This window comes from Paenibacillus sp. FSL H8-0034 (assembly GCF_038000305.1).
Classification (GTDB): Bacteria; Bacillota; Bacilli; order Paenibacillales; family NBRC-103111; genus Paenibacillus_S.
This window is the reverse complement of the sequence record NZ_JBBOBS010000001.1, coordinates 8,190,371-8,210,257: the sequence shown is the minus strand read 5'-3', so window position 1 is coordinate 8,210,257 and position 19,887 is coordinate 8,190,371. Positions and strand designations below refer to the sequence as shown.

At 45.6% G+C, this 19,887-nt stretch carries 21 protein-coding genes and 1 pseudogene; 19 read left to right on the top strand and 3 right to left on the bottom strand.

The window, feature by feature from the left end:
* Positions 1 to 305 precede the first annotated feature (305 nt).
* Both NST47_RS36600 and NST47_RS36595 read left to right on the top strand, forming a co-directional pair.
* Positions 306 to 1,652 (top strand): ABC transporter substrate-binding protein, encoded by a 1,347-nt coding sequence (locus NST47_RS36600; RefSeq protein ID WP_341159490.1) that lies wholly within the window; start codon positions 306 to 308, stop codon positions 1,650 to 1,652.
* A gap of 71 nt (positions 1,653 to 1,723) precedes the next feature.
* Positions 1,724 to 2,749, top strand: coding sequence for a phage baseplate protein (locus NST47_RS36595; protein WP_341159489.1), 1,026 nt, complete (start codon positions 1,724 to 1,726; stop codon positions 2,747 to 2,749).
* 192 nt (positions 2,750 to 2,941) lie between these two features.
* Here the strand turns inward: NST47_RS36595 and NST47_RS36590 are convergent, their stop codons facing one another.
* On the bottom strand, positions 2,942 to 3,724 hold the full coding sequence (locus NST47_RS36590; protein ID WP_341159488.1) for an AraC family transcriptional regulator: 783 nt from the start codon (positions 3,722 to 3,724) through the stop codon (positions 2,942 to 2,944).
* Between the two features lie 146 nt (positions 3,725 to 3,870).
* On the opposite strand from NST47_RS36590, the gene NST47_RS36585 reads away from it, so the two are divergent.
* The 4 genes from NST47_RS36585 (at position 3,871) to msrA (ending at position 7,620) form a co-directional block, all read left to right on the top strand.
* A complete protein-coding gene (locus tag NST47_RS36585) occupies positions 3,871 to 4,929 on the top strand; it encodes an amidohydrolase family protein (RefSeq protein WP_341159487.1) in 1,059 nt (352 codons plus the stop codon).
* 19 nt (positions 4,930 to 4,948) lie between these two features.
* Positions 4,949 to 5,299 carry a Rieske (2Fe-2S) protein gene (locus NST47_RS36580; RefSeq protein ID WP_341159486.1) on the top strand — a complete coding sequence of 117 codons (351 nt, stop codon included), beginning with the start codon at positions 4,949 to 4,951 and terminating at the stop codon, positions 5,297 to 5,299.
* A gap of 17 nt (positions 5,300 to 5,316) precedes the next feature.
* Positions 5,317 to 6,792, top strand: a complete 1,476-nt coding sequence (locus tag NST47_RS36575) for a glycoside hydrolase family 88 protein (protein ID WP_341159485.1) — start codon at positions 5,317 to 5,319, stop codon at positions 6,790 to 6,792.
* A gap of 147 nt (positions 6,793 to 6,939) precedes the next feature.
* A complete protein-coding gene (gene msrA / locus NST47_RS36570) occupies positions 6,940 to 7,620 on the top strand; it encodes a peptide-methionine (S)-S-oxide reductase MsrA (protein ID WP_341159484.1) in 681 nt (226 codons plus the stop codon).
* Positions 7,621 to 7,633: 13 nt separating this feature from the next.
* On the opposite strand, the gene NST47_RS36565 is transcribed toward msrA, so the two are convergent.
* Positions 7,634 to 8,431: a helix-turn-helix domain-containing protein gene (locus NST47_RS36565; protein ID WP_341159483.1), complete on the bottom strand. Its 798-nt coding sequence runs from the start codon at positions 8,429 to 8,431 to the stop codon at positions 7,634 to 7,636.
* A gap of 213 nt (positions 8,432 to 8,644) precedes the next feature.
* On the opposite strand from NST47_RS36565, the gene NST47_RS36560 reads away from it, so the two are divergent.
* From NST47_RS36560 to NST47_RS36545, 4 genes are all read left to right on the top strand, one after another.
* Entirely contained in the window at positions 8,645 to 9,094 is a 450-nt protein-coding gene (locus NST47_RS36560) for an SRPBCC domain-containing protein (protein WP_341159482.1), read from the top strand.
* Between the two features lie 278 nt (positions 9,095 to 9,372).
* The gene (locus NST47_RS36555) at positions 9,373 to 10,002 is read left to right on the top strand and encodes a YhbD family protein (protein ID WP_341159481.1); all 630 of its coding nucleotides are present in this window, start codon (positions 9,373 to 9,375) and stop codon (positions 10,000 to 10,002) included.
* A 15-nt stretch (positions 10,003 to 10,017) separates the two neighbouring features.
* Complete coding sequence (locus NST47_RS36550) at positions 10,018 to 10,695, top strand: polymer-forming cytoskeletal protein (protein ID WP_341159480.1); 678 nt, start codon at positions 10,018 to 10,020, stop codon at positions 10,693 to 10,695.
* 27 nt (positions 10,696 to 10,722) lie between these two features.
* Complete coding sequence (locus tag NST47_RS36545) at positions 10,723 to 11,463, top strand: hypothetical protein (RefSeq protein WP_341159479.1); 741 nt, start codon at positions 10,723 to 10,725, stop codon at positions 11,461 to 11,463.
* 55 nt (positions 11,464 to 11,518) lie between these two features.
* Here NST47_RS36545 and NST47_RS36540 read toward each other — a convergent pair whose 3' ends face one another.
* Complete coding sequence (locus NST47_RS36540; RefSeq protein WP_341159478.1) at positions 11,519 to 11,800, bottom strand: hypothetical protein; 282 nt, start codon at positions 11,798 to 11,800, stop codon at positions 11,519 to 11,521.
* A 307-nt stretch (positions 11,801 to 12,107) separates the two neighbouring features.
* Between NST47_RS36540 and NST47_RS37275 the strand changes: the two are divergent.
* The 9 genes and pseudogenes from NST47_RS37275 to NST47_RS36495 all read left to right on the top strand — a co-directional run.
* A pseudogene (locus NST47_RS37275) lies at positions 12,108 to 12,782 on the top strand (glycosyltransferase family 39 protein); the annotation flags it as partial.
* A 578-nt stretch (positions 12,783 to 13,360) separates the two neighbouring features.
* Positions 13,361 to 14,068 (top strand): glycosyltransferase family 2 protein, encoded by a 708-nt coding sequence (locus tag NST47_RS36530; RefSeq protein WP_341159476.1) that lies wholly within the window; start codon positions 13,361 to 13,363, stop codon positions 14,066 to 14,068.
* A gap of 22 nt (positions 14,069 to 14,090) precedes the next feature.
* On the top strand, positions 14,091 to 14,468 hold the full coding sequence (locus NST47_RS36525) for a DUF2304 domain-containing protein (RefSeq protein WP_341159475.1): 378 nt from the start codon (positions 14,091 to 14,093) through the stop codon (positions 14,466 to 14,468).
* Between the two features lie 20 nt (positions 14,469 to 14,488).
* Entirely contained in the window at positions 14,489 to 14,806 is a 318-nt protein-coding gene (locus NST47_RS36520) for a hypothetical protein (RefSeq protein ID WP_076230449.1), read from the top strand.
* 36 nt (positions 14,807 to 14,842) lie between these two features.
* Positions 14,843 to 15,856 (top strand): GNAT family N-acetyltransferase, encoded by a 1,014-nt coding sequence (locus NST47_RS36515; protein WP_341159474.1) that lies wholly within the window; start codon positions 14,843 to 14,845, stop codon positions 15,854 to 15,856.
* Positions 15,857 to 15,948: 92 nt separating this feature from the next.
* Entirely contained in the window at positions 15,949 to 16,614 is a 666-nt protein-coding gene (locus NST47_RS36510) for a class I SAM-dependent methyltransferase (protein ID WP_076230447.1), read from the top strand.
* On the top strand, positions 16,607 to 17,467 hold the full coding sequence (locus NST47_RS36505; protein WP_341159473.1) for a polysaccharide deacetylase family protein: 861 nt from the start codon (positions 16,607 to 16,609) through the stop codon (positions 17,465 to 17,467). Before NST47_RS36510 ends, NST47_RS36505 begins: the two co-directional genes overlap by 8 nt.
* A 112-nt stretch (positions 17,468 to 17,579) precedes the next feature.
* Positions 17,580 to 18,317 (top strand): GGDEF domain-containing protein, encoded by a 738-nt coding sequence (locus NST47_RS36500; protein ID WP_341159472.1) that lies wholly within the window; start codon positions 17,580 to 17,582, stop codon positions 18,315 to 18,317.
* Between the two features lie 246 nt (positions 18,318 to 18,563).
* Positions 18,564 to 19,811 (top strand): sn-glycerol-1-phosphate dehydrogenase, encoded by a 1,248-nt coding sequence (locus NST47_RS36495; RefSeq protein ID WP_341159471.1) that lies wholly within the window; start codon positions 18,564 to 18,566, stop codon positions 19,809 to 19,811.
* The last annotated feature ends 76 nt before the right edge of the window (positions 19,812 to 19,887 follow it).

The following is a 19,887-nucleotide window of genomic DNA, read 5'->3' as shown; positions in this document are numbered from 1 at the left end:
TTTTGCAGCTGAATCGATACGTTTCATCGATTTGGTGATTATACTGCGCTCTATTTTCGTATCAGCTTTCGTTTTAATTCTGGAACATGGCCAGTCCCATTCTGTAAATAGGTTCTGGCCAGTTACAGTAACCTGATGAACCGTATACCGCTGCACGGACCATTGACAGAAATCGGCTAAGTGAAGGGTATCTGCCTTAGTGTTCGTAGTATCTATTGCTACAGCAATAGATACGTACTTTCCTTCAATTGTGAATACGCTACCAAAAACATTTTAGTAATTTTATACCAAATGGAGGTGCTTCAATGAAGAAAAAGGCAACAGGAATTGTACTCGCGACAACGATACTGTCTGGTTTGCTCGCTGCCTGCTCTAGTGGTCAACCACAACAAAATGCTGGCAATCAGCCACAGAGCACAGATCCCAAAGCGGTCACCCAGTCCGCAGCCGCACCTTCGACTCCAACAGGAGGCGGAGAGAAACCTACTGTGAAGTTTTGGCACTCCATGGGCGGGAAAAATAAAGATTACATTGATGGAATGGTCAAACGCTTCAACGAATCCCAAGAGAAGGTCAAGGTTGAAGCAACCTACCAGGGCAGTTATGAAGAAACGGTTACCAAGCTGCAGCAAGGGGTTGCCGCCAAAACCGCACCGGATATCTCTATGTTGGACCGCAGTTTTGTTGGATTGTTCGCGGAATCCAACGTTTTGGAAGACCTGAATCCGTATATGAAGAAATCTGGAATGAGCGTCGATGACTTCCTACCCGGCTTAATGGGGGACTCGTTCCATAATAAACAACTGATAGCCGTGCCGTTAAACCGTTCTACTCCAATTTTACATGTCAACAAGACGATGCTGGATGAGGCAGGACTTGCCATCCCGCAAACATGGGAGGAACTGGAAAAAGTATCCAAAGCACTAGTCATTAAAGAAAACGGTGAATATAAACGCTACGGTTTTACGATGCCTTATAGTACCTGGTATATGTTGGCTTTCATTACTCAGGCCAAAGGCAAGTTTTTTAACGATGAAGGCACCTCTATCGGGTTCGACAACGGAGTAGGCGTTAAAATGTTTAAATACCTCAAAGATCAACAAAATACCGGGGCTTTGTACTACCCGCCAGCTAAAGATTCTGGAAATATTGTGAATAATATGTTTATCAGCGGTAAGGTAGGTATGATGTACAATTCTACTGGCTCCATCGGCGGTCTTATGGATAACGTTAAATTTAATTACGTAACTGCCTTCTTACCAAAGGATCAAGCTTATGCGGTTCCAACCGGTGGAGGGAACATTTCCTTGATGTCAGGTTCAAAAAATAAAGAGGCGGCATGGGAGTTTATGCACTGGATGATGACAGATCCAAAAGGCGGCTTGCAGTACGTTCTGGATTCCGGTTATCTTCCATTCACCAAGAAAATGGTCGAGTCTAAGGAAATTAAGGATCTATGGGCGAAACAACCGAATAATAAGGTGGCCTATGAACAACTTCAGTATGCGGTCGACACCAATAAGCATTCCGCTTGGCCGGAGATCATACAGGAGTATTTCAAGACAATCGAGGCGATCATGTATGACAACAAAGATATTGAGTCCACTCTGGCCATATTAAAGAAAGAAGTGGAAAGAATTATAAAGAAATAAGCTGTTACCACTAGTATAATAGCTGCAAATGTTGATTTCTGTGAATGATCCAGGGAGGTGTCAGCTGTTTCATGACAACCAGGGTAAAAGTTTTATTTCAAGCGATCACGGGAATCGCTCTATGTAGTCTATTGGCTGTGTTATCATCCTGCAATAGTACAGAAAGGTCTATACCAAAATCAGAAAGATTTGTGCTGTCGGGGCAGGCGACGGAGCTGCTTCATGAAAAAGCGCTGCAAGACGGGACGGTCCTGCAATCCTTTGCCTTCGATAACGTGAATCAGCATATTTATTTTGTGCAGGTCATGTCAGGTGGAAATCAGCTGCCAGGCGAGACGAAGCCTGTAAGCAACGCAGACCGTGCATTGAACGGCGACTTGACTTTAACGAAACTGGATTTCTCAGGAAATAAGCTTGGCCATATGTCTCTTAAGGGCTTCGGACACGGGGTTCAGATTGGGGTGGAGGCCGTGGGCAATACCGCTTACCTATGGACGGAAACGGATTCCGTAGCGACTTTTGGGACACAAATCGCCAGATTTAAATTTGAGAATGATAAGACTCTGTCCACAAGTTCGCCAGAACTAGAGAAACACCGTCTTATCGAGAATGTGGAACATACAACCGTAAATATCGATTCGGCCAACGGCCTTCTGACCATGCGTTATCGCAAAAACGGTGTTTTCCGTTTCGGTGTATACGCGTTAGAAGAGGTGAAGCGCAAACAGTATACCCCAATATCGGATGTACCGCAGCCGTCTATGGGTACTTTCCAAGGCTTCGCTTCCTACGGAAACACCTTGTACTTACTGGAAGGTAACGCTTATGGTTCGAACGGATCGGTCAAACCGAATGGTAATACCTATATCACCGCTGTTGATTTAAAAACGGGTGAAGTCGTGGACAAACAGCTTATTTCAGTAGGGGAAACACTTGTCTATAGAGAGCCAGAAGGGTTGGGCATTCGAATTCCGGATGTGAACCAACCCGATAAAGCCGAACTAGGGATAGGATTTGCATCGAGCCTCTCCCCTTACAGGCTCGCCAATATATATGCCTTTAATCGTTTTGTACCAGTGGAGGCTCCCGAAAAGTAAGCAATGCGGTATGGGGATATTGGGTCTGCTTATGAGCATGTGATTATTGTTCTTAGGCTGTAATAGGCAACAACAAAACATCTGCCCTCCTAAGCAGATGTTTTGTTGTTTTCCTTAAGTAGCACAGGTGGATGAGATTCCTGAGAGCGGGCAGAAGATCGTCAGTGTCAAGGGGATCGAGTTTGTTTCCATTTAGAACTGATCTCTTATTCCTGCTTTTAATAAGTGGGAAGGGGGATGCCCCACGATCTTCTTGTACATATAGTTGAAATAGGTCTGATCGCAGTAGCCGAGTGATTCGGAGATTTCTCCAATCGTCATATTTGTGGTAAGTAGAAGCTCTCTGGCTGCTGTGATTCGTACCTCATGCATATACTCCACCGGTGTCCATCCGGTAACCTCCTTAAATACATTGGAAATATAATTAGGGCTCCGGTCGACGTGCTCGGCGAGTTCCTTCAGGCGGAGCTGGCTGCGGTAGTTTTGAACAATATACTGCTGAACACGAATCGCCAGATTACGCTTGGAGGAAGGGATTTCTCCCGAGACCAATTCACGCTGAACCATCCCCAAAATTTCCAAAAGGATGCCTTTGCAAATCATTTCATAGCAGGGCATTTTACCAATCCAGCATTCGTTAAGCACAGACATACGTTGCTTGAGGTAATCATTACCAAGTGGGCGGATGATTTTGTACGGCTCATCCATGAAATAGGCGAGCTGCTCAGAAGGTAAATCGCTAAAATGCATGGAATACATTTGCTGCGGATCCGCTTCATCACTCTCTGCTGAGCGCAGAGTACCTTGAGGCATAAACAATCCCTCTCCTTTCCCCAGCGTAATGGTGCTGCCATCAATATGGTAATGAACTTTGCCTTTAACAACAAGGAAAAGGATATGGTGTCGGGTTGGGGCTAAACCTACTTTCCAGTTGGTTCCGTTAGATTGATCAAAAAAGACATGCTCGATCTTCACGAAATCATCCTCCTTTGCAGCGATCCTAACAATAATCGTTGAATCATTAAAAAAAATGTATGATTACCAATCGTAATTCAAAATGAATGATTTTACAATAGTACTTATAGGAAAGAGGCAATTACTGCAGAAGAGGTGTTTAGTAAATGGATAAGGGTTTAAAAGTTATTGATGTCGACGTGCATAATGATCTGAAGAGTCCGCAGGAGCTGGCTCAATATTTACCTGAGCCATGGAGAACTCGAGTAGCAACAACGGGAATCGGTATGCCGGGTCACGGCTACACTTCACCAGTTGGAGTCGTGCGCAAGGATTGTATCCCGCCTTCAGGAGGACCGTCGGCTTCGGATCCCGATTATCTCATCAAAGATTTGATGCAGCAGTTTAATATGGAGCAGGTAGTTTTAACTGGTAATATGACGAATATTTCAACGATGCACGATCCTGATTATGCCGCAGCGATTGCTTCAGCCTACAACGATCATATCATTGCAGACTGGTTGTCGAAGAGCAACCAATTTCGAGGCTCGATTACTATAGCGCCGCAGGATCCGCTCCTCGCTGCCCAGGAGATCGATCGTCTTGCCGGACATCCGGATATGGTGCAGGTTTTGATGGGCAGTGCCCAGCGTGCGCCCCTCGGTCAGCGCCAGTTCCATCCGATTTATGAGGCAGCTTCACGTCATGGACTCCCAGTCGCTATACATCCAGGTGGCGAAGGCGGGGGCGGAACACCGCCTCCGACACCGGCCGGTTATCCTACACGTTATCTGGAATGGCATACTTGCTTGTCGCAAAATTACATGGCGCATTTGGTCAGCCTGGTTTGCGAAGGCGTGTTTGAGAAATTCCCGAACTTGAAATTTGTCATGCTGGAGGGTGGAATTGCTTGGCTGCCGCATCTGATGTGGCGTTTGGACAAAAATTACAAAGGACTGCGTTCATCTGTTCCTTGGCTGAAGCGGATGCCGAGTGAATATATCCGTGATCACTGTATGTTTTCAACCCAGCCGATTGAGGAGCCAAAAGATCCGCAGGATTTAATTTCTATTTTTGATATGATCGATGCCGAGAATATCTTAATGTTCTCAAGTGACTACCCGCATTGGGATAATGATATGCCAACAGAAATATTGAAACGACTAAGTCCTGAGGCAAGAGAAAAAATATTTTATTCCAACGCCAAAACGTTATATAAAATCTAGCAGGAGGGATTCAACTCTTATGGCGATTCATTACGTGGCTCAAGCAAATGATATTGAAGATGGAAAGAGTAAGATTGTAGATATCGAAGGTCGATCGATTGGGATATACCGCATTGGTGAGGAATATTATGCTCTTCACAATCGGTGCCCGCATGAAGGGGCTCCACTGTGTAAAGGTCCCGTCTGTGGGACTACACTGCCCTCGAATGTGTATGAATATGAATTTGGACGCAAGGGAGAGCTGGTACGCTGTCCTTGGCACGGCTGGGAGTTCGACATCAAAACAGGCAAATCCGTTTTCGATGAAAAGGTACGCACAAGAAGCTATAAAGTCCAAGTCGATGAAGGCAAAATAGGCATTATCATATAAAGCAGGGAGCGATTGCATTGAGTTCGGAATCTCCAGATTATTATCCGGCGCGGATCATAAACGCGCCGGACAGATTATTGCCTGAAGGCAAACGGCTGCCTCACGGATGGTCAGCCGTCCCTGTTGTTAACGAGCCGCTGCAGTTGGAATGGCCGGACACCAGGGATTATGTAGCACGTAGGCTCCCGGCACCATCCCGGCTTCGTATCACGGTTGCGCTGGATTACAGAGACGCCAGGCTTATAGAAGTGTTTTTGCCGGAAACAGGCTCTGTGTTGGGCCATATTGATATTCGTTACGCCTATGTATTTCAACCCTTTGAGCTTAAGCTTACTGCCGAACAGACAGAAGCCGTACTGCATCAGGGAATTGGTATCAGGGTGGACGAGGGAGAATGGCCGTTGTGGATTTTTGATGCGCTGGAGGGCGACATCTCGCGCAAATTGTATGCTCCGCATCTGTTGATTGGCGATGATCAACAGCCCATGAGGCATTATTTGGATAGTGTAGCATCGCTCTCATCCCTACAGCCCTTCGGCTGGCTTGAAGGCTGTGTGCTGGATGGCATTTATGCGATGCGCAACGTGCTGGGCGTGCAGCGGGTTGATCAAGTGATTGAGACTCATCTTGGACAATATCTGGATAGTGAAGGCAATCTGCGTTACGAGGATCTTCACGGCAGGAAGGCAGACGGCTCATTTACAACGATCGAGGCCACATTGCCGTTGGCCGTTATTGTTAAGGTATGGCCGGATCATTCGATTGTCACAGGGGCGCTGGCATTCTGGAGCTCGAGAGGTACGGATACAGCTTCCGGAGGGCTCGTCATCGACGGTGATGCGGTGACTGCGGAAGGGGCCTATACAGTGGCCTATCCGCTGGCGGCTATTGCCTCACGGCTGAACCGACAGGATCTTGCAGAGCAGGCTATCCAGCAGCTCCTGCTGCGTCGTGATTGCTTGGCTGACGGCAATCACATTTACTTAAGATATTTTCAGCAATCACAAACCCATACGTTCCGCAGCTGGTCGCGCGCATTTGCGTGGTACATGCTGGGCATGACCCAAACATGGATTGAGTTGAAGGCGTCTCGTTATGCCTCTCTGCCGGGTGTAAGCGAAATCGAAGAAGAGCTCCGACGCGTCGCCCAAGCGGCAATTTCCTGGCGGCAGCCGGAGGGGCTATGGACCTGCTTTCTGGATGAACCGGAAACGGGTATTGAGACATCAGGTTCTGCTGGCATTGCCGCAGCAATAGCACTTTGTGCCAAGCACGATCTGCTGCCACAGTCGTATGCGGTCGTGGCAGCGGAGAGCCTGAAGGTACTGGCAACTTATTTGACACCGGACGGCATCCTGTCGGGTGTTGCCCAGCATAACGCCGGAGGCCTGGAACTGCAGCGCGGCGGCTACCGCGTATTATCGCAAATGGGGATGGGCTTGATGGCGCAGCTGTATGCGGCAGTTCATTCTGATGCATCAAGAGGACAGTGATTATCACTGTTCTTTTTTTATTTTGCCCAAGGGATTTGTACGTGCTGCATTCCTCTTAGGGAGAATTGGGGCTGGACAGCCACCATGTTATAATTAAGCTAGCAGAATCATCTGCATGGTTTTATATTCAGGTAAAGGAGGGCAGCTATGGACAAGCTGGGGAAATTACAGAGCAGTGCTCTCGCGCCGTCTTTTTCGGAGCGTGCTATCCAGACAACTACGCTCGGAATGGGTTGCTTTTGGAGTCCTGAAGCCTTGTTCGGCCATTTGCCAGGAGTTATTCGAACACGTGTGGGATATGCAGGAGGTACTGCTGAAGCTCCTACTTACCGTCAGATGGGTGATCATACCGAAACGATCCAAATCGATTTTGATTCGGAGAAGATCACGTTTGAGGAAATCCTTGATGTGTTCTGGAACAACCACAATCCGTTCAATATCAACGATTACAAAGGAGACCAGTATAGGTCGCTGCTATTGTATGCCGACGAGCTGCAGGAAGAGGCGATACAGCGCGTCATCAGAACACGGAAGGTGCTTGGAAAGGGGGAGCCGGCAACAGAGATATCTCCTTATTCCCGATTTTACCTTGCAGAGGACAAGCATCAAAAATATTATCTGAAAAGATTTCCGAATGCGATTGAAAAGCTGAGCATTCAGTACACCACTCAGGAGGAGCTGAACAATGCCACTCTGACAGCTCGCTTGAACGGATTGGCTAAAGGATATACCAACATGGAACACATCAGGAATGAAATTCGTCAGTGGCCAACAAGCCCGAGCAGCCAAAAGCTGATGATCGATCTGATCTCGCAAATTCGCTGGTAAGCCTATGCCATTGTTACTGCTTGGCATAGGCGTCGGGCGTTTTGCCGATGATCGCTTTGAAATCTTTAATAAAATGCGATTGGTCATGATAGCCGAGATCAGCAGATAGCTTCAATCGGTCGTAGTTTCTATCGTGATCGATGGTTTCGGCAGCATTTTGCAGTCGGTAGAGCTTGATCACCCATTTGGGGCTGATGCCGACGTATTGATCGAAAATACGCTGAAGCTGTCTTTTGTTGATGGCGAAGCTTGCACAAATATCGTCTACCTTCGTAATTTCCTTTTCCTCCACAATTCGGTCTATAATCCGATTAATCAGGGCGACCGTTTCGTCTTTTTCCGGCAGCTTGGGCTTAATAAAGCTTTCTGCCAGTTCTACCATGCTGCCAGCACCCTCTTGAGACAGAATGGCATCCTCTACAGCAAGGGTCTCTACATCAAAAACGCTGGAAATATCCAGGGGCTGGCTAGCTAGTTCGGAAACGGACCTCTTAATGAATGGATAAAATCCCCCCGGCTTGAACTTTACACCAAACACAGATCCTTTCCCTTCCAACAGCTTGGAATATTTATACTTGGCCGCTCCGTAGATGCCTGTATGGTTTTTTTGAATGACCAGATTCACACAAGGATTCGGAATGACATCCTGCCAATAGGGCTCCTGCCCCGTTAAATCCCAGCTTACGATCCAATAATGCTTGACGAATAAACCAATCTCCTCGGAGGGGGCATAACGGGTAAGCCGAAATTTATCCTCGCTTTCATTTCTGTTCAAGATGCCCATACTGGGCTGAGGGATATTAGTATTCATATCAATCACTCCTAACTATTCGTGGGACATCATATGTAATTGGGCGGACAGAGTGGGAGTTGCTCATTCAAGCTGTACGAGTTTGTTCTCTTGTCGCGTTTTTACGATACTTGGCTTCCGGGATGAATTATAATTATAGTAGCACAGACAGGCATGGTTAGACGAACCCGCAGACCCAGCCAACGACATTCAAATTGATGAAGGAGTGAAACCATGGAACTCAAGTACGAGTTTTATATCGATGCACAGCCTGAAAAAGTCTGGAATACTTTATTGTCGCCGGAAGGAACGCGCAAAATTTTTTATGGATGCGTGATCAGATCCACTTTTCAAGAGGGTGATCGTTATGAATATGTGGGACCAGGCAACGATGGTGATGAGACCGTTCATGTGTATGGCAGCATTCTGAAACATGAGCTTTATAAAGAGCTGAGCTGTACCGAGCATCCGGGGCCTTCCTATAGAGCAAATCATGCAGAGCTTGAAACGCGTGTGACCTTTACGCTAGAGACGGTAGGCAATTGTACAAAGCTGACATTGATCAATGACCAGTGGTCAGACAATCACCCCTCCTACACAGACACGGAAAAGCATTGGTGGATGATCCTATGCAACGTCAAGACTTTGGCGGAAACCGGAAAAACATTAAATTTTGGATGGTAAAAAATTCCTGTTATTGTATATGTATTTCAGAAGGAACGTCCTGAGGGACGTTCTTTTTTGCATGCAGCGGAAACGGAAACATAAGTGGTATTGCCATTCATCCACAAAGTTATCCACAATGCTCACAGCCAACATCTAGTTATTGTACATAAGTTCGCTAACTCGTATGCACATATCCACAGATAGGGATATCCACAGGCGATTTCACTAATCGTAAATGAAGTGGATTTACAACGTAACAATGTTATGTTATATTGTATTTGAATGGAGGGATTCCCATGGAAGAAGAATTGATATCCAAAAAAGAACTATTAGAGCTAACCGGGATATCCTATGGTCAATTATACCGATGGAAACGTAAAAACCTTGTTCCTGAGGAGTGGTTTATTCGAAAATCGGCGTTTACGGGGCAAGAAACATTTTTCCCGAAGCAAAAGATGTTGGATCGAATGGATAAAATCCTGAATATGAAGGAGGATTTATCTTTAGATGAGCTGGCTAATATGTTTTCCACGGTACCTACAGATCTTTCTATAAGCAAAACTGATTTGGTAGAACGAAACATTGTTTCCTTGATTGCAATTGAATATGCTGAACCGTATATGGGCCGCTCGGATGTATATAGATTTGAACAAATCCTGTCGCTTTTTTTGCTGGATCGTTACTTGCAATCGGGAGAGCTGAATTTGGATGAGGGGAAGATTTTGCTGCAAACTTTTGGTGAACACTATACAAAATTTGAAGGTAAAAATTGTGACTTGATGTTTATTCGCAAAATGGGAGTTTCCGCTTGTTTTCTAGCTGCTGCGGGAAGTGATATTTACTTTGAAAACGGCGTGAAAATCATCCTTCGGGACAATATAGCCAAACGTATTGAGGAGTTAAAGCTCACAATTGGAATGATGTAAAGGAGGCAGGGATCAATGGATACATCAAGCAAACGTAACCTGATTCTGTCAGGCATAGGTTCTTCCAATGGCGGGACTGTCCGTTTAGCCAAAATTGATGGAATCGGCAAGGTGAATGGGGATATGAACTGCTCTGAGTTTATTGTCAACGGAAAAGCAGATGTCCATGGAAGTGTGCAGTCATCCAAGGCTGAAATTAATGGAACTGCGCTTGTTGAGGGCAGCCTTTATTCAGAGAGGATTCGAATTCAAGGCAAGCTGACTGTGCAGGGGAACCTGATAGGTGATCGTCTACATGTAAACGGCATGCTTTCCGTTAACGGTGGATGCGAATTGGAAACATTTGACGCCAACGGAAGGCTGCAGGTGGGTGCGATCAATGCAGGGACTATTCAAATTACGCTGCAAGGCCAGAGTCACATCGCGGAAATTGGCGGAGAGCATATCAAGATCCGCAAACAGCCTGGTGTCGATTATAGTAAGTGGCTGAAATGGATACCGATTCCGATCGGCAGCCAATTGACGGCTCAAACTATCGAAGGCGATACCGTATATGTCGAGTATACAACAGCCAAGGCAGTTAGAGGGACGGATGTAGTTATCGGGCCGGGCTGTGAGATTGGCTTGGTTGAATACAAAGGGAAATTTGAACAGGATAAAGGGTCCAAGGTAGAAAGATTAGAGCAATTGTAATTGATGCTAAAGAATGGAGGCAATCCCATGGCAACTTCCACAAAGGATAAGTTAAATGAAAAAAATCTTTTGATTACAGGCAGCTCTTCGACAACGGGTGGCTTGTACGATAGGGTCTCTATCGTTGGTGAAGGAACGATTGACGGTGATCTGGAATGTTCGCGGCTCAAATGTGTAGGCACCATGGACATCGAAGGCAGCTTGAAATCCCGAGCGGTAAATGTGGTGGGAACCTGCACCTTATCGGGCAACCTCGATGCGGACAGCATGAAGGTGTCCGGAACTGCAGCCATTGGCGGGGCGGTTAGATTGAAAGAGCTGCGATGCTCAGGAACTATTGAAGCAGCGGGAAATCTGTTCAGTGAACAGCTGGTGCTAAAAGGTGAGATGAAAACGGATGGTGATTGCGAAGCCGAAGTATTCAATGCCGACGGGATGTTTCATATAGGGGGCTTGCTGAATGCCGGCACGCTGGACATCAAGCTGCACGGGGATTGCAAAGCCCGGGAAATCGGTGGCGAGCGAATACGGGTTACCCGAGCCCGCATATTTAATCCCTTCAGCTTCTTTTTTAAACCATCACCCCATGCTCTGCTCACCGCTGACGTTATTGAAGGCGATCATGTTCATTTGATGAATACAAAAGCCAAGGTGGTTCGTGGAAATCATGTGATCATCGAATCGGGCTGCGAGATTGGGCTTGTGGAATACAAGAGTCATTTTGAGCAGCAAAAGGGTGCAATCGTACAGGAGAACCGCAAAGTATAATGATCGATAATATCGGCCGGCGATGAGCGAACAGGATTAGGGCATGAAGCTTGTATTACTTCAAAAAGCTTTTGGCCAGACTTTCCGTTTGCATGTCTCTGGTCATTTGTTCATAATTAGGGATGATTTCGATCCGATAGTCCTCATCTGGCTTATGGGCAACGAACAGGAGCTGGTCTGCATTTTCGATATGTACATCATGACCGCTTGCCTTCAGACATTGCTCGTAATCCTCGAGCGTAGGCTCCTGATTGCCATCCAGGTATAGCAAGCCTCGGCCCAATCGGGTTGCATCATGATGAATCACTTTAAAATGAATAATACGCTCTTGTTTCATATAGGGCACGCTCCTTCTTAGTACGGTGATATGTAAGATTGTATACCGATTAAGTGCTGAGAGCAGTGACAAATGTTACAGACATACGGATTCGACAATGTTGGATAAACATTAGCATTCGCTGGAATGACAAGCAGTTGATTAACGGTACATCGGCTGTCGAACTTCCTGCTGAAACCAGGGGCTGGGACGCTTAAAATATGTAGATAACTCGCACAATTTTTTCATATTTATATCTTGCGATTCATATGGCGAATATGTCATAATTGAACCATTACATGATATTCATACGCTATATTTGGGAGCAATGTGCACAGTGGGCCAATTACACTATATTTATCACAAGTACAAACAGATTGATCTCATTTATATCCTCCCACTCGCCCTCCTGTCCTTATGGATAAGATTACGGTATTTCTTTTATCTCTTATCCTCTGGCAAAGGCTTTCCTCAATCGGACGACACCCAATGGTACCTGGATTATGCTTACTCCTTAATGGAGCATTTTAAAGTTGGACTGGATATGAACGACATTTTGTATTTAGGATACAATGTCCTGCTAACGGTCATGCTCGCTATATGTAGAGACCCTGTTGCCGTCATATTCATACAGGTGGTCACTGCCGCATTAAGTGTCATTCTGGTCTATAAGATCTCACAGATGATATTCAATCGGACAACGGCGATCATTGCTTCAATTTTTTATGCATATTCTTGGGATATTACCTTATGGTCTGTGTATATATTGACGGACAGCTTTTTCATCAGCCTCATGCTTCTCTCAATCTATTCCTTATTAAAGTTTTATGAATCAAATAAGAACGTTTACAAAATTATTTTTATCGCGACAGCCGTATATATGCTTATATTCAGACCGGCAGGGATCATCACGGTAAGCTTTATTATGATCTATGTGCTCATCAACCTGAATAAGCAAACCATAATGGGTTTTGTCAGAAAATACGGATTGACTCTTGGAAGTATTGTGCTTGCAGGCATTCTCATAGCTATGATTGTGTTTGCCAGTAATAAACTGGATCCGCTCGTGGCATCGCTGCAGTTTAACGCCAAAAAGGTCTTATACAATATATATGCGACGGGATGGCTTTTTGACAGAGCTTCGCCATTCGATCATAAATATAAGCCCAATTACACGATAGATATCTGGAATAGCCTCATTATCAGCTTTATTTACCACAACTGGGACAATATCATGATTTTGTATGGAAAAAGAACACTGGCTTTGCTGGGCAGATGGGTATTTTATGTGGACTTGACTCATCTCAGGGGGATTGTAAAATTTGCCTGGAATGCGTTCCCTGTCCTCATGTTTTTGACCGGACTGGTTTACACCATTCGAAATGGCTTGTCCAGAAAGGCATCCATCGTGTGGCTCACCATTCTGGCTTCGTGCGTATTTTGTGTTATTTTCTTCATTGACGGCATGTATAGATATAGAGCCCCTGGGCTGCCATTTGTAGCGATTGTGGCTGCTTATGGTGGGGACAGGATCATCAAGGGAGCCATTGTGATTACCAAAAAATATGCGGGGAAGTTGTTATGGAACAAGCAAAAATACTCATTGTAGTTCCAGCTTATAATGAACAAAACAACATCTTGAGGGTGATCTGGGATATCAGAAAGACGCTTCCTTCTGCTGATATCCTGGTCGTGAATGACTGCTCTCTCGATAGCACCTCTATCAATGCTCGCAAAGCCGAGGGTGTCAAAGTTGTGGATCTTCCTTATAACCTGGGTATTGGCGGGGCTGTTCAGACCGGGTTTAAGTATGCCTTAACCCATGGTTATGATTATATGGTGCAAATCGATGGGGATGGGCAGCATCTTCCGTCTGAGGTAGTGAAGCTGTTCGATACCATGGTGTTGAACAGCTGCGATATGGTGATCGGCTCCCGATTTCTCGATATTCAATCCTTTCGGACCACCTGGCTTCGGAGAATGGGTATCAAGGTGTTTTACCTCATATTCAGAATGTTAATACACGCCAAAATTACGGATGGTACGTCAGGATTTCGGATGTACAATCGGAATGGTATCGCGCTTATGGCCAAATATTATCCTGATGATTATCCCGAGCCGGATGCGATTATTTTGCTCAAAAAGCATGGCCTTCGCATAGCTGAGGTCGGTGTTGAAATGAAGGAGCGGGAGCATGGCGTGTCCTCCATATCTATGATCAAAAGTCCTTATTATATGACTAAGGTCATTGTGTCGATCTTTTTCTCCTATATCAGGACAAGGTGGTGAAAGGGCTACGGGGGGTGGGAATTTGTACAGCGTTCAATTGATGGGTGTTGCTTTCAGTCTGATTATGATTATTTCGGTGTTTTTGATGGTAAGAGCTCGGATGATCAGAGAAAAGTATTCACTGGTCTGGTTTCTTATAGGGTTGTTTACGTTAGTGATGTCCGTATTTAAAGACTTGATGGATTGGTTCTCTACGCTGATTGGTGTAGACTATGCGCCGTCAGCCTTTTTTGCCATCCTGATCGCTTCAGCTTATTTGCTGCTATTGAATATGAGTGTCAGCATTTCGGGCATGAAGATGCACAACAAGACGCTGACACAGGAATTAGGATTAACCAAGCTCAGGCTCGAGGAGCTTGAGAAGAGAATGAACGGCGGGGAATCACAATCAAATATTTAATTCTTTTTGCAAGCTTAAGCATGACGGTAGCGGCCAGTACATTGCTCAAAATCGGCAGCAGATCCGTTAACTTTGAAGGCTCGCTGTGGGCGATTTTGTTCGGTTATATGACAACACCATTGATTGTAGCTGGCTTTGCTTTGTATGCAATAGGCGCTTTTCTGTGGATCTATTGCCTGAATCAATTTGATTTGAGCTATGTAACCTTCGTATCGAGTGTACAATATATACTGTTTGTTGCTGTAGCGATATGGGTGTTCAACGAACAGATCAGCATGATGAAATGGACAGGCTGCGGGTTTATTTTGATTGGTGTATTTTTTTGGGTGAAAGGATAAGCTTGGATGTTCAGATGTGTTGCATATACCGAAGCAATGAAGGACGAATGGGACCAATTTGCGTTAGCTAAGGGTACGATTTTCCATACCATTGCATTGAGACAAGTCTTGATCCAATCTTTTGGGTATACCTGCGGCTATCACGCGATCCTGGATGAGAACAACCGGATTTGCGCCATCATCCCCTTGATCATCGGGCGTAATCTTGGCTGGAAGAAAGCCGGTGTATCGCTGCCTTTTGTCAATTACACCGACATTGCCTGTGATAGCGAAGAGGCATTTCAGTATGCTGTGAATGCGATTATAGAATTAAAAGCGAAGTACAAGCTTGACTATGTCGATCTGCGCTTAAAGGATCAAAGCATAAACAGCCCAGGCTGGAGCTTGAATCTGCATAACCATACCTTCGTGCTGCCGCTGTGTGAGGATGAGGACAAGGTACTTTCACTTTCCAATGCAAGCAATCGCAACCATGTACGCAAAGTGTATAAAAATAATTGGTTTTCGGTTTCGTTTGATCAAAAGCATATCGAGGATTTTCATAAGGTGTATGTAAGAAGGATGAAGCAGCTCGGTTCTCCGGCTCAGGATATTCGATTTTTCAAATATTTTTTCGAATATTTACCTGAGCATGCCCATCTGTTAACCGTACTCGATAATGAATCCGGCAAGGTTGTAGGCGGCATGCTGCTGTTAACGAGTCCGGGAAATGCCAAGCTGTATTATCCATATGGAGCGAACTTATCCGAATATAATAACAAATACCTCAATAATTTTATGTACTGGGAGGCCGTACGCTTCGGAATCAGGAACGGTCTGCAGCAGCTCGATTTGGGCAGATCCCAGACAGGCTCGGGAACCTACAAGTACAAGCAGCAATGGGGAGCACAGCCAGAGCAGCTGAAATACTTGCTTTATGACGGAGGCGGCAAAGCAGCAGGACCTCCAGATAAGCAAAGCCTCAGCTTTTTCGTAGAAATGTGGAAGGTAACGCCTGCTTTTATTACCGACACGGTCGGCAGGAAATTGATTAAATATTTGTTGCCTTAGAAGTCCGGTGACTTATTCATTGGGCTTCTAGAGTTTTAGCAGGAAAACTATTATATATACTAATTGTTTATTTAATCGGAGGATATCAGACAATGAGCAATTCCAATTGGAAGCAGTACTTTGACAAGAAAGCCGAAACACATGGAGCTTCTGTCAAATCTTCCGACTATTTTAATGAAGAAAGCTTTTTCATGCAGAGAGACAATACCTTGCGCTGGCTTGGCGAATTAAAGGGTAAGACCGTATTGGATGCGGGCTGCGGCGTAGGTGCTTTTAGTGAGCCACTGGTCGCTAACAATACCGTGTATGGTGTTGACTTTTCAGTAAAAAGTCTTGAATTCGCGGCAGGCAGAGGTCTGATCACGATGTCGGAGGATTTGACGGCACTTCCTTTTGAAAAGGGCAAGTTTGATGTAGTTTTATGCATTGGCGTTATCCAACTGATCGAACAATATGTGTCCGTCATTAAAGAGCTGGCCAGAGTGACCAAGCCAGGCGGAACGCTTCTCATAGAAACCTTAAACCGCGGCTCGATACAGCGTAAGCTATTGAAGCTGTTTGAACGCAGCAATAAATTTGACCGGATGTATGCGATGGACGAGCTGAAGAACGTATTTATGCAGCATGGCTTTGAGCAGATTGAATTTATGAAAATTTACCATCCTTTCAAATTTGTAACCAAGAGCAGCGGACAAGGGGCTTTGTCAGGTACGTTCTGCACTTCGTTTGCGATAAAAGGGAGAAAGAAAAGTGACTAAGGACAAGCAACATGCGACCAATATGCTCACCTTCGATATTGAGGAATGGTTTCATGCCAACTACGATAGTATTGCAGCGCCTGACCGCAGTAGAGGCTCGAATTTCAGGGCACACATGGATACGCTGCTGCGAATATGCCGCGAAACGGACTGTAAGGCGACTTTTTTTGTATTAGGCTGCATTGGTGAGGACTACCCGGATGTGGTCAAAGCGATAGCGCGTGAAGGACATGATGTGGCCTCGCATGGTTATGCGCATGAGCTCGCCTACAAACAGACGATTGATGAGTTCAGGGACGACGTGAAAAAGTCGGTAGATATCCTGGAAAATTTGACGGGTACCAAGGTTCTTGGCTACCGGGCTCCTTCATGGTCTATTGTGGAAGACAATCTGCATTATTTGGAAGTGCTCGAAGAAATGGGCATGAAATACGATGCCAGTATTTTTCCTGTAAAAACCTTTCTTTACGGGATTCCAACAGCGCCTACCGAGATTCATAAGCCGCGGGTAAACGGCAGGGAAATTGATTTGTATGAGGTTCCAATGTCAGTCATGAAGCTGGGCGGTAAAAATATCGGGTACTCGGGTGGGTTTTATTTCCGATTTTTCCCAAGGCTTCTGATTAAAAATGCAATTCGCTCCGCGAATCGTCGAGGTCACAGCTCGATTGTATATTTGCACCCGAGAGAAATTGATGCGTATGAACAGAAGCTGGACCTGCCGTTCAAGGAAAATTTTATCCACTATTACAGTGTAGGCCGGACCCAGAATAAGCTGGAAGATATATTAAGAAGCTTTAACTTTACGTCCATTTCCGAGCATCTCAAGAGCAACTATAAGCTGGATGTGTAAGCTTGAGTCAAGGCGGCGTAGGAGGATAAGGTTCTGCTGTGCAGGATATCCCGGATAATCGTCGAATTTTTGGAGATGGGAATCTTCAAGATATATGCAGGGAGAGAAGCACATGCAGCCAAATCGACACTCGTACGTGAGATTGTTTTCTGGTGAGTTCACGATCCTTCAGGAAGCTAGAAACGATTTAATAGAACCACCAGCAAGCCAAGAGGCCTTGATGCAGAGATACTCACTGTTAATTGACCACTATGACAAGCTGCTCAGAACGGCATTGAAGCTGTCCCGGATTAGCGATATTCAAGGGCAAAGCCTGACGAATCAAAATCACAGGCTGAAGCAGCAGTCCGAAACGGATTATTTGACGGGCCTGTACAACGTGCGTAAGCTGGGTGAATGCATACCGGCATGGATGTCCAAAGGGCTCCCTTTTGTACTGCTGCTGCTGGATATCGATTATTTTAAAAACATTAATGATACCTATGGCCATTTATCAGGGGACGAGGTACTGAAGTCCGTTGCCAACATTTTGACTGAGCAGACAGGACCTGATGATTTTGTTTGCCGCAGCGGCGGTGAAGAATTTTCCATTTTATTGAATAATATCGGGCTGCTGCAGGCGGAGAGCGTTGCACAAAATATTCGTGAAAAGGTCGCGGAAAGCCGCTTCTGGCTGCTGGCTGGAGAGTCGGTAGGCATTACGGTATCCATTGGCGCGGTAGAATATGCACCTGGTATGAGCAGCGAGGATTTACTGGTATGTGCGGATGACGCTTTGTATTTGTCGAAGGAGCTGGGTCGTAACAAGGTCAGTCTGTTTCCGCCGCTTTCCGATAAAAGGCATTTGTAACGATAAATGATGTATGTATTATTCAAAAAAAATTCATCATGTACAGAGCGCGAATCGGCTGCGATTGGTGCTCTTTTTTAAAAAAATTTAAGCTCATATAAGCTCATTTAAGTTTAATAAAGCCCATTTAGTGGAAAGTGACCGGAAGTGTTGTCTTGAAAACGATAGCAAAGCAGAGTATATTTTTAGGTAACATCAAGAGATCGACAATATAACCATGCAGGGTAATGAGAGGATGACAAGAATATGACCGATATATGGACAAGAGTCAACCAGGTTGCAGCACAATTGGGGGAAGAAGGAGTTAAGCCTGAGGATCAATATCCGATTATTGTACAATCAGGTGCTCTTAATCAGGTAGCAGGCTTCTTAACCGAACAATCCTATCAGAGGGTTTCAATAGTCGCTGATGCCAATACGTACGAAATCGCCGGGAAAGCATTGGAGGCGTCCTTGGCGGACAAAGGCATCTCCACAAAGCTGACAATAATCCAACCTAATGAACAAGGCGATGTAATCGCTGATGAGGTTTCCCTGATTCAACTAATTATGGATTTGCAGCAGTATTCGGCACAGGTCGTGGTGGCCGCAGGGTCAGGGACCCTACACGATATTTCTCGCTATTCCGCTTACACGGCAGGTATTCCTTTTATATCCGTGCCTACAGCGCCTTCTGTCGACGGATTTAATTCCAAGGGTGCGCCAATTATAATTCGTGGAGAAAAGAAAACGATTGCAGCTATCGGTCCTGATGCGATTTTTGCCGATCTGGATATTTTGGTAAAAGCTCCTGCGGCGATGGTAGCTGCCGGATTTGGCGATATGCTCGGTAAGTACACCTCGTTATTCGATTGGAAATTTGGCAGCCTTGTAGCCGGAGAACCCTACTCACAGCTTGTAGCGAATCTCACCCGTAACGCTCTCCAAAAATGTGTGGATCATCTGGACAGTATAGCCGAGCGTGGTGAAGATGGGATCCAAACTTTAATCGAGGCATTGATTGAATCCGGCATTGCGATGATGATCTTAGGTCAATCTCACCCGGCTTCAGGAGCCGAACATCATCTATCCCATTATTGGGAAATGGAGTATATTCGACTTGGCAAGCGGCAGCTGCTGCATGGGGCCAAGGTAGGTGTAGCTTGTGTGCAAATCGCTACTTTGTATCATCAGCTGGCGGAGAGTGACGTATCCCCGAAAATCGCATTCATGGAGCTAAAGGAAGCTGCTGATGAATCGACCACAGCTAGACAATCAGCGATAATCAGCCATTGGCCGGTAATTCAGGAGGAAATTGGCCGAATTCCGGAGGGTCAAGCACTGCGTGAGATGCTTCGCAAGGTGGGCGGTCCGACGACGCCGGAACAGCTTGGAGTAGACTCGGAGCTGTTAGCGAGAAGTCTGCAAGAGGCTCACCACATAAGAATGAACCGGTTTACATTACTCAGAGCGTATAATGAAATTTTACGTGACCATTCGGTAATCTCTAAATAAAATGTTGCAGGGCATCCAAGAAATAAAGGGGTCAGCCGCTATGCTGAAGCTGATGAGTTCACAAGCGTCTGACTCT

What these genes read in the sequence shown, in the direction of transcription:
- NST47_RS36510 (WP_076230447.1), top strand. Translation starts at nt 15,949, where the DNA reads ATGAGCAATTCCAATTGGAAGCAGTACTTTGACAAGAAAGCCGAAACA.
- NST47_RS36555 (WP_341159481.1), top strand. Translation starts at nt 9,373, where the DNA reads ATGGAAGAAGAATTGATATCCAAAAAAGAACTATTAGAGCTAACCGGG.
- NST47_RS36515 (WP_341159474.1), top strand. Translation starts at nt 14,843, where the DNA reads ATGAAGGACGAATGGGACCAATTTGCGTTAGCTAAGGGTACGATTTTC.
- NST47_RS36600 (WP_341159490.1), top strand. Translation starts at nt 306, where the DNA reads ATGAAGAAAAAGGCAACAGGAATTGTACTCGCGACAACGATACTGTCT.
- NST47_RS36560 (WP_341159482.1), top strand. Translation starts at nt 8,645, where the DNA reads ATGGAACTCAAGTACGAGTTTTATATCGATGCACAGCCTGAAAAAGTC.
- NST47_RS36545 (WP_341159479.1), top strand. Translation starts at nt 10,723, where the DNA reads ATGGCAACTTCCACAAAGGATAAGTTAAATGAAAAAAATCTTTTGATT.
- NST47_RS36540 (WP_341159478.1), bottom strand. Translation starts at nt 11,800, where the DNA reads ATGAAACAAGAGCGTATTATTCATTTTAAAGTGATTCATCATGATGCA.
- NST47_RS36495 (WP_341159471.1), top strand. Translation starts at nt 18,564, where the DNA reads ATGACCGATATATGGACAAGAGTCAACCAGGTTGCAGCACAATTGGGG.
- NST47_RS36595 (WP_341159489.1), top strand. Translation starts at nt 1,724, where the DNA reads ATGACAACCAGGGTAAAAGTTTTATTTCAAGCGATCACGGGAATCGCT.
- NST47_RS36530 (WP_341159476.1), top strand. Translation starts at nt 13,361, where the DNA reads ATGGAACAAGCAAAAATACTCATTGTAGTTCCAGCTTATAATGAACAA.
- NST47_RS36550 (WP_341159480.1), top strand. Translation starts at nt 10,018, where the DNA reads ATGGATACATCAAGCAAACGTAACCTGATTCTGTCAGGCATAGGTTCT.
- NST47_RS36580 (WP_341159486.1), top strand. Translation starts at nt 4,949, where the DNA reads ATGGCGATTCATTACGTGGCTCAAGCAAATGATATTGAAGATGGAAAG.
- NST47_RS36565 (WP_341159483.1), bottom strand. Translation starts at nt 8,431, where the DNA reads ATGAATACTAATATCCCTCAGCCCAGTATGGGCATCTTGAACAGAAAT.
- NST47_RS36520 (WP_076230449.1), top strand. Translation starts at nt 14,489, where the DNA reads ATGACGGTAGCGGCCAGTACATTGCTCAAAATCGGCAGCAGATCCGTT.
- msrA (WP_341159484.1), top strand. Translation starts at nt 6,940, where the DNA reads ATGGACAAGCTGGGGAAATTACAGAGCAGTGCTCTCGCGCCGTCTTTT.
- NST47_RS36585 (WP_341159487.1), top strand. Translation starts at nt 3,871, where the DNA reads ATGGATAAGGGTTTAAAAGTTATTGATGTCGACGTGCATAATGATCTG.
- NST47_RS36500 (WP_341159472.1), top strand. Translation starts at nt 17,580, where the DNA reads ATGCAGCCAAATCGACACTCGTACGTGAGATTGTTTTCTGGTGAGTTC.